This is a genomic window from Pseudoalteromonas sp. SMS1, assembly GCF_021530565.1.
Taxonomy (GTDB): Bacteria; Pseudomonadota; Gammaproteobacteria; order Enterobacterales; family Alteromonadaceae; genus Pseudoalteromonas.
Window position 1 is genome coordinate 140509 of the sequence record NZ_JAKGBI010000016.1, and the last position, 10426, is coordinate 150934.

The window sequence follows — 10426 nt, forward strand, 5'->3', positions numbered from 1 at the left end:
TGTTTTTTATTTGTACCTACTTTAATCCATATAACGAATATAGGAGCAGGTGAATTCTCTTTGTATCAGCTAGCTAAAATGGGTGAATCACAGAGGGGGCGCTACGTTGTCTAACGTATTAAAGCGACAGAAAATATGTGATGTCAGGCGATTAGTGTACTTTTATGCGTGATAAAGAGCCGTACGAGTTGAATAATCAGAAAGGAACAGCTAAAAGGTGTTAGCACATTAAATGCTGCTATTTTGAAAATGATGTTATTTTTCAAGTGCAATCAACAAACCCCTTTTTCGGTTAGTTGACAATAAGCTGGTCGTTTAGTCACAGTGTCTTATGTGTGTTCGATTTATTCGTGTGTTACATTGAAGGTGGCCCCTCTGGAGGTGTATATTCACCTCAGAGGAGCCAATCTCAATTTAGAGACAAATTAACTTTTTAAAGGCCATAAAGTACAATATTACTCTTACTTCTTAAGGTTGCTTCTAAGTCTTTGTCTACCTCCGTGCCATTTAGAGTGAAAAAGAAATAGCGCTCAATATTTTCTAAACCCAACATGCTATTTAACTTATTGTTTTTAAAGCTCATCGAAGAGAGTCGACTCCCTTGTGGAATCGCTAGGCTGGTCAAGGGCACGTTATCTGCACTTAAATGATGTAACGTTGCATGGAGATCTAACGATGCGATCTGTGTGTCTGTGATCTGTAAGTTAGAAATATGCGCTAAGTTAGATAAATCAAGTTGGGTTAACTCGGTATATGACAGGCTAATTTGACCATATTTACCACCTTCAAACGCGATGTGTTTTAGCGGGTTGTGTGTGGCATTGAAATGTCTCATTTCATACGAAAGAGAAGGTAAAGTCATATTTTCAATTGCATTATGAGCCAGATTAAGTGCACGAATAGCCGTATCTTGAGGAAGAGAAAATGCTGCTAATTGGTTATTCGACAGATCTAATGTATCAATTTCACCCGAAATATCAGCGCGTGATATATTGTTGTCCTTTAATTCTATGAGGTAAGCGCGTGAGTCAAGGTGTATTGAGACTTCTTCCAGCAAATTATTATTGACAGATAACCTGACCGGGGCGCCCAACACACTTAACTGATTAATGTGGTTTTGACTAGCATCAATGACAATACCTTTAAGGTTTTCTGGTATGGTCAAGCTTTCAATTTCATTCTGCCTAATCATAAATCTAGCGTTCGAGCCTTCAATGCTATCAGGTAGTAAAATAGTTTTGAGTGATCCTTGTGTCACGTTCACACTATAGAGTTGGCTATTTGTAGATAGATCCAAGTGTAATAATTTGGTTCTTGATGCGAGTAAATCTTTTAAACGTGGCATCATATGCATACTCAACTGAGAAATCTCCGTATGATCGATGTTTAATTTAATAACACTCGCAGTACTTTCAAAATATAAATCATGTAAATTTGAGCTACTTGCATCAAAGCTCTCTAAAGATCTTGCTTTAGAAATATCAATTTCTGTTAGTTGAGAGTGTGATAAATCTAGTCGCGTTAATTTATCAAAACCAGTCAAGTCAATGGTTTCAATCTTTGAATTGTGCAAGTCCATCTCTTGCAATTTATGCTCAGGCGTTACACCGGTAATTGAGTGTATCTGTGCGCTTCGCGCTGATAGGTGAGCGAGCAATTTATTGTTAGAGAGATCTAGGGCCTTGATATGCGACCAATCAATATTCAATGTCTCCAATGCAGGAAAGCCTGACAGCTCGACTTCGGTGGCGTATACATTGCGAAATGAGGCTGTCTGCAAAGCAGGCGCATAGGGGAGTATGAGTTTGCTATCAGGCACTCTTTCAAGTTTCAGAGTTTTTAACTTGGTCAAATTGGATAAATTTAGTTCTGAGTTTGTTTCTGTATTCGCCCAACCTAGACCATAAGTTAATGACTCTAAATTAGTTAATGCTCCGAGCTGCTGTTTGCCTGCGTCAGTTAACCTAACATTAGTAAGCGCTAAGGTGTTTACGTGTTTTAACTTGTCAATGCCAACAAGGTCACTTTCCCGATTGTAACCATTGCAAGAAAGCGCAGAGGAATACTCTATGTATTCACTTCTTTTATGATCAATACATTGCTTTAATAGCGGGTCAGTAATGCCTAGTCTATCAGCATTAGATTCGGGTATAGGAGAAGCCGCCATATGAAATGAACAAGGTTTATAAAGTGGCTCTGATGTGAAATTTGCCACTGAGTTATGAGGCGGGATCTCAGGCTTACTAATACCACAGCCTGAGAAGGAAGAGGCATAATATTCGCGTTCCCCCCACATTGGCAATCTGACTTCCAGCTGTTGACCCAATAAGAGATAGCCTTCTTTCACATTGTGATTCGGTTGCAATTCATCAGGAATATCTAAAGATACTGCAACATACGGCAATTGAAATGACAATCTAATAAGAGACTCTTCGTCACAGGGGGCTGATATGGCGCGACATAAAGTCAAGCCTGTAGCGGTGATATCAATGACTGTGTAATTGGTAACGCTCAAACTATTATCAGACTCAATTTTACCATCACGATAATTTAATCGTGTAGTAAAGCCATTGTTGAAGATGATAGTGACGGTTTGATCTTGTTCATTATAGTCGAACTGCCACTGATACAAAGCATCGTTAACTATTTCATAATAGGTTGTAGATTTCAGATATACAGGGTTATCTGTCGCAGCAGCAATCGTGTTATCAATTTCAATCACGCTGATTATACTGCCATCCGCTCCTGGTAAAACGGTGCGAACGTATGCAAGATTATTGTCAATTGCCAGTATCTTATAGTCAGCGAAAGGGACTCTTTTGCAGTCAGCACTGGCTATATCACACATATGTTCATAGCGATTCAAAGTGGAATTGAACTTAGCTGATATCTTTAAAATATTATTTTCCACAGACGCGATGGCTGCGCCGTTGAGTCTTCCTATTCGATATGCGCCGTCCGGAAATAAGTAAAATTCATCAATGTGTGCTGCTTCAGTATTGCGCCAAACACCTGCTAGCTGTTCTATTGTAAGTGTTTCGCGTGCTTTTCGGATCATTGACCAGGTGCCAAAATGTAGCCAAGCAGGCTTATTTACGCTATCCGATTCTTTGGCAAGCAAGTTATACAAGCTGGCATTTTTGTGTATCACAGACAGTGACGCGACAGTCCCCGTTTCGTCTGTGATCTCAAGTATATTGTCCGAGTTCAATTGCCAACTTACAGGGTGACTTGATATCAACGTATTGTCGTTACCAATATGTTCAATCGTCCCGGTATTGTTGGCTGTCAGGGTCAACTGATACAGGTTTAGTGATTGATCAAAATTTAAGTACCATTCACCGATGAGCTCGTCCGTTCCCACTTCATGGGCTGGCTTCGACGTTGCTAGTTCAACATTGGTACAAGCTTCTAAAAGGTGTTCTGAGCTTGGGTCAAAATGCGGATCTGTTTTACTGCCATACCAACAAGCAAGCATAGAATCGGCGTGATACTGCAAAGAGAATTTAGATGCGTAAAACGCATGGCCATTAACGCGAGTACGTAATATGTCTTCAAACTCAAACATATACATATCTGGTTTAACGCTTTGCACTGAGAAAGCTGAATTTTTATCTAACCCGTGGAAAACGCCTGTATTTTGGGAACCTGAATTAAACGTGTAATACCAACTGTCTATAAACTTGGTGGGGGTGGCATCAAGTAGTAACGAGGTGCGTTTATGTGCAGTGAGTTCTTTAAAGGTCGCTGTAATTTTACAGGATGATTGTAAATTACGAACTTGGTAAGTTGTTGTTTCTCCAGTTTTTTTCAACTTGCCATCACAGCCACTTATACTGCCAAAGATATAGTCATCAACTTCTGAAATGGTTACATTGAAACTGTCGCCAAAGTGGAACTTGGACTGAGAAGTGGTGAGCTCACCTTCCCCGATTTGAGATAGCACGACTGACAATTCAGGCTTAGAGAATGCAAAGCTATAACGGTTACCTTCTGAGCAAGATGTACCTTCAGAAAAATGACACAGCGTTAGGGCATCGGACGTCTCATCGGTGATCGTCATGTAAGAAATAGCACCCGATTGAAGGTGTTCTAATTTTAAAAGCGTATCTTCTAACGTCGCTTTATAGCGCTCACCGTCAAAAATAATTGAATCAAAACACGTACGTAATGGAGCTGGATTGGTTGGGCAATAAAATTTGCTGTATAGGTGGACAACAGTGTCCCCTTCAACTGAGTATAGGTGTGTTTTTGCACCAAACAGTTGCTCAAGTTTATCAGTGTGGAAGAAGGACTTCGTAAACTCGCCAAGTGCCCATGTTTTGTCTGATAGCTTGTAGAAGTGAATATCATAGTCATTGTCAGACACATAGTGCTTGCGTTTAAGATATGATACTGCAATGGTATCATCGACGCGTCCCAATAACTTATAGCTAGACGTTGTTGTAATATCACAGCCATTTAATTCTACATTGCAAAATTCTACATACTTGCCGTCTAAACTGTATTCGAAATGTTTCAGTGTCCCTTCTTCGTTGGTTCCTTGAATATCACGGTGCCACCTGAAGTTGAAGTTATCACTTTCGTCGATCACAAATGCTGAATGCGATTGCCGACTGCGTACCTTTCGCCATGTTTTTTGATAGTCAATGTCGTCGAAAGTAACATTTTGGTGTTTGACGAAGGTACCTTGTCTGTACTCTTTGTCCCAAAAACTACCAGTCTCAACAATGGTTTGATAGCCAAAGTTAAACTCGCGTACTAACTTAAGATTAAAAGTATACAGCCATTGATCTACTATTAGCTGTCCTTGATAAATACTCCAGGTTCCTTGCAACTCACCAATATTGGCATTGATTGTTAATGTGCCGCCTTTCTCGAACGTAATTTCAATGGTATTGAGTTTGCCAAAACGTTCGTAATTCAAGCTCCATGTGCCCAAAAGCTCTTCTTCTGTGAGTGTGTGTAGGTCAGCTTCACCAAACATCTGGGCGGCAGTTGAATACTTGCCAGAGGGTATTTCTTCAATGTCTTTAGATAAATCAAACTCGACCATGACCGCCAAAGAGCGCTTTTGAACGTCATAGGCCGTAATACTGAATGACGTCGTGTGAAAGCCGGTTCGATATTCGAGGCGCTTGTTTTTAATCAGTACTTCTTCATCGAGGGTAAAATTTAGTTTTTGGCCATTTTGGGTCCATGAGAAGAATGTGTTTTTATCCGCTGTACTCAAGACGCCTCTTTGACCTGGATAAAACGTTAATTGATAGTCCAGCCCATCGGTATATTTTGTTTCAACCAAGTAGTATGAGCCACTGGGTGAAAAAGTGATGGGATCAACGAGTGTGTCATCATTCGTGATGTCGCTTTTTATTTTTTCGAACAATTCTGGCTGGGTGTTCATTAAATTTTCGAGCAGTTCATCGGTGAGCTCCGAGTTTTGAACAAGCTCCAGAGTCGAGTCGGCTCCAGCAGGGAGGGCGACGTCATGATCAATAACAGCCTTTAAAACCGCTGCTAATGTGAGCTGCTCCTGTGAAGAAATGCGAGCTTTAGCTTCGTTCAACTCGCCGCCATTGCGATATCCTTGCTTATCTCTGCCTAACAATGCGTATTCAGCAGTGGTGACATTCGTCACATTGACGTCAAATAGTTCGTCTGAGTTAACCACATTGTCTTCTCCTGCTGCTTGCTTAATTGTGGCAACGGAGTTTAGTTGTGAAACCAATGTGACCGAGCTCTGGTCGTTCACACCTTGGGCTGAGATTTTTACCAACTGCTCTGCGTGAGACTCATCAATGGCAATATCCAAAATATAGTCGCCATTTGCATCTGCGGTTGTGTCAAAAGTTGTGCCTGCGACTGCCACGGTTACGCGTGCTTGGGGAATAGGCGCATCGGTTACTTTACCAGCAACAGAGAAGCTTATCTGAATTGGTTCGATCGTAATTTGCTTAGATACACTTGCACTTGCCCCTTGATTGTCTGTGGCTGTGTACGTAAATGTCACGTCATGAGGCGCTTGAATATCAGGACTGGTGACAGTGAGTGTTGCAGTGTCTTGGCCTTCGACTACCAATGACATTTGTGAGTCGTGCGTCCAATGATGGCGCATTACTTCACCATCCTGGTCGCTGGCAATACCAATCAGATCAAAGGATTGTTTCTCGATTGTTGTGTGTACCTCTTGGATTGACACATCCGGCGCGACATTGGGTAACGCTTTAATCGTCACAGTGTGCTCAACGGTATGAGAGGCGCCTTGATTGTCGGTCACAGTCAAGAAAACGTCTATCGTATGATCGTTCACAATGTCAGGGGACTGAATTCTAAACGTGTCACTTTGCAGCGCTGATACCGTGAGAATTAAATCTGAGTAATAGGACCACAAGTAGCGGGCGATGTGGCCGTCACTGTCACTTGCATGTGCAGTCAATGTCAATTCGTCTTGTTCTAAGACGGTTTTCTCACCCTGTATTTCGGCGGTTGGTGAGACATTCGGTAGCGCTGAAAACTGGACTAATATTGAATCATGTGACGTCGCACCTTGATTGTCCGTCACTGTCACAGTGAAGTTAACGAGCTGATCTGAAATAATATTTTCTAAAGATGCAGACAGACTTTGTGAAGACGCTCCCGCCAAGCGGATGTCAAGTTCCGAATCGTGAGACCAAGAATAAGTGGCAATTTCGCCATCGGGGTCAAATGCTTCTGCGCTTAATACCAAAGTTGTGCCCTCAAGTGCTTGATTTTCACCACTAATGGTAACTTGAGGTAAGGCGTTATCGTGTGCTTGGATAATGACGCTATGCATATGTCTTGCGACTCTGCCGTCTTTTAATTGCACGTCAGCAGTAAAGTTAACTGTTTGGTCTTCCAGTATATTAGGCGAGGTTACTGTCAAGGTCGTTGTCTCACCGCCATGGGTCACTAAGTCCAGTGTTGAATCATGGGACCATGTGATTAAGGCATCTTCATGGAGTGTTTCTGAACTCTCGATGGAGAGCTGAAAGGCCTGTTGTTCAGGTATGTTTTGTGCGCCACTGATAGTGATCTCTAATGGGGGAGGCGCTGGTGCGTAAACCCTTACTGGGTGCGTTGCAAAAGCCTGTTTACCTAAATTATCTGTTACGACCACCGTTACATGAAAGACGATTTCTTGCCCGGCTTCAAGCTCTGTGCTAGTAATCGTTAAGCTGGCGTTAGACAGGCTGTCATAAGTAAGAGGCAGCATAGGGTCAAAGCGCCACAAGTAGCTCGAGATGTCCCCATCAGCATCCGAAGCTATTGCGTTAAATGTAATGGAGGTTTGGTGGGCCACTTCTGTCTGCCCGTCAATATGAACTTCTGGCGCAGTATTAACAACTTTGGGAGGTTCAATATTTGTACTTGGATTTTCTTTACTTTCGGAACCACCGGACCCGCCACAAGCTGAGAGCCCAAACATCGTTAATGTAATTAAAAAAGCATTAAAAACAAAGCTATACTTCGAAATCATGTGCGCCTTCAATCTCCTATAAAAAGTACTGCTGACCTCAGCCTGAGTTCAGAAAATGTGGTGAGTATTAATTAAGCTGGCGGATTATATAGCAATCAAGGGAAATTTAAAGCAAATGACCAGATTGTATGAAAAGATTTGTAAAAATCTGAATGTTGCGCTTTGTGTGATAATGGGTGTTCAATATGACTTGAAGTTGTATCACACTTTGTACAGGCCTTTTCTTTGATTCAGTTCAGAATGAGTACAGACATTGAGCTGCATGAATATAAAGGATACAAAGCCATAAACATTTATAGTTGGTGTAGGTCGAGAGAAATAAAAACGGTGATAATTCTCCCTATTTTGATGATTTTTGCATTGATTTTCTATGGTTTGAAGTCAGGGTAATTAGACCCCTTTGGGCGATGTGCACTGAAATTGAATCCCGTTATTTGTGTATGGTTTGGGCTGAACAGCCCTACGTTTATCCGCTTAATATTCGTGAATGGGTCAGCTGCTTAGTAGCGTAGCAGGCAATTTTTGTCCTCTACACTAATAACTAGAGAGGGCAAGACGACAGGATCATCTGCGAGCGTGGTAAACCTAATAGGAGTGCTTTGTGGGCTGATCATCGTATGATGACGACTCAACAGCTGAGCTTAATTTGAAATGGCATCGCTTAAACGTGAATATGATTAATTTTAGCTCGTCAACCTGTCATTTTTTGTATATAAATCAGGCGACTTCAACTTTACACAAGTGATATATTAAATTTAGAATGTGTAGAATATGACTCGACTATATCTTGTACTAGGGAAATTATGGATGTTTTAGATACCGTCATTTACTCCAGTATGTGGGGGGTGATATTACTGGCACTCGTACAGGCTGTAAATAAGCCCAAGCAGCCACAAACGACATACCTCATCACATTGTTGGTTTTGTTACTAATACACGTGAGTGGGGAGTTAGTGATTTACACTGGCGCATATCAATATTTCCCAGCATTGGTAGGTATGCAGATGCCAATTCGTATCTTACTTGGTCCAGCATTATTTTTTTATGCATGTGCTACCATGTCTCCAACATTATCTATTTCCAAGAAAAGTTATGCTTACGCGCTGATAGGGCCTGCGATTGCAGTCCTGGTTATGTTGCCTTTTGTCGTGGGGTTTACATCTGCTGAAAAGCTCGCCCTTGCGGATCCCGCCACGCGCAACCCTGAGCATTTTAAAGTTGCCTTATATACCTGCATTGCAAATATGGTGGTATTTATGGTGTTCAATGCTTTTTATTTCATTAAAGCACTTCAAGTGCACACCAGACACCGCCAACAATTGATGGAGCGTTTTGCGGAAATACAATCAAGATCATTAGATTGGTTTAGGATAATGCTGCTGATGTGGGGCATTGTATGGCTGTGTTATTCGTTATCTTACATTCCGACGTTAACTGGCTGGCGATTACCTTGGCTGGACCTACTGCCATTTTTTGAAGCAACCGTCTTACTTGCATTTGCACAGTTAGCACTGAATCAACCTATTTTATCCAAAGAAGATAAAGGGCTTCCCGTATCTGCGCAGCTGAGAAGTGCAACATTAAGCCAAGAAAAAATGGACGTAATATCAGGGGCATTAAAAAATATTATGAAAGAAAAACAGTTGTTTATGGATTATGAGTTGTCTCTAAACAAACTTTCAAAAGCCATTGGGGTAAGTGAAAATCATATTTCAGAGACTTTGTCCCAAAGCTTAGAGACAAACTTCTTTCAATTCGTAAATGGCTATCGGATTTCGGAAGCTAAAAAGCGCTTGGTGGAAACGGATAAACGTGTTTCTACCATTCAATATGAGGTTGGTTTTAATTCAAAGTCGACCTTTAATACTGCCTTTAAAAAATCAACCGGTTTGACCCCTTCTCTGTATAGGAAACAAGCTACTTGAGTAACATATTAAAAAATATACGAATAAAAAGTCCGAACGGGCCCATTGAGACGATCTAATGGTGCTAACCGATCAAATATAGAGCCATCTTATGAACGCTTAGCCGGTGAAACAAATACGCAAACATACCGGTGAGCAAAAAATTTAAAGGGTTCTATATAATGTCAAATTTACTTGCGGCACGTTTTGCCGGCTTACTTATTCTTATTTCAACCAGCTCATTTATGTATGCTGATTCCATCATCTACGAACTGCTGACGAAACCTGACTTTTTAGAGCAAGCTGCACTCAATAAATCCTCATTGGCATTTGCGGCACTATTAGAGTTTGTAAATTGTGCCGCAGTCGTGGCCATGTCAATCCTTGTTTACCCAATTATTAAGCAGTATAGCGAGCGTGTCGCCATAGGCTATGTGAGCGGTCGATTGATTGAAGCAGCAACACTCATTACCGGTGCAGTAACGCTTATGACTCTGATGGCAATGGGTAAGCAAGTGCTGGAGAATCCAAACGTCTCTAGTGAATACCTCTATATGATGGGGAGCGCCTTAAAATCTGAGCGTTGGTTCGGTTTTTTGATGGGCATGTTCTCTTTGGGGTTATGCGGGTTTTTATTGAACATTACCTTATATCAATATCGATTAATCCCAAGAGCAATATCAGCACTTGGCTTAATCGGCTACGCAGTTTTATTACTAAAAGTGGCATTTGATTACTTTGATGTGAGCTTTTCAGGTTCATGGATGTATATCCCTGGTGGCTTGTACGAATTAATTTTTCCTCTTTGGTTAATAGTTAAAGGGTTTGATTTAAGTAATAAGCCAAAAATCCAACCTGAATGATCACATCGTACCCAAGGAAGCGAAATGAGGCTTCCTTAAGTTTCGTCATTATTTATATTTACCGCTATCATTTTTTGCTAAAACAAAGTCATGATAGCGGTAAATATGTCAGTTATTGGTGCGTTTTCCTTTACACCCCTCATTCTGTCTCTTATACACAT

3 protein-coding genes are annotated in these 10426 nt (G+C 41.2%); 2 read left to right on the plus strand and 1 reads right to left on the minus strand.

The annotated features are described in order from the left end of the window. Positions 1–433 precede the first annotated feature (433 nt). On the minus strand, positions 434–7498 hold the full coding sequence (locus tag L1286_RS17205; RefSeq protein WP_235408279.1) for a PKD domain-containing protein: 7065 nt from the start codon (positions 7496–7498) through the stop codon (positions 434–436). A gap of 803 nt (positions 7499–8301) precedes the next feature. On the opposite strand from L1286_RS17205, the gene L1286_RS17210 reads away from it, so the two are divergent. Both L1286_RS17210 and L1286_RS17215 read left to right on the plus strand, forming a co-directional pair. Then, entirely contained in the window at positions 8302–9423 is a 1122-nt protein-coding gene (locus L1286_RS17210) for a helix-turn-helix domain-containing protein (RefSeq protein ID WP_235408280.1), read from the plus strand. A gap of 161 nt (positions 9424–9584) precedes the next feature. Next, a complete protein-coding gene (locus L1286_RS17215; protein WP_235408281.1) occupies positions 9585–10265 on the plus strand; it encodes a DUF4386 domain-containing protein in 681 nt (226 codons plus the stop codon). The last annotated feature ends 161 nt before the right edge of the window (positions 10266–10426 follow it).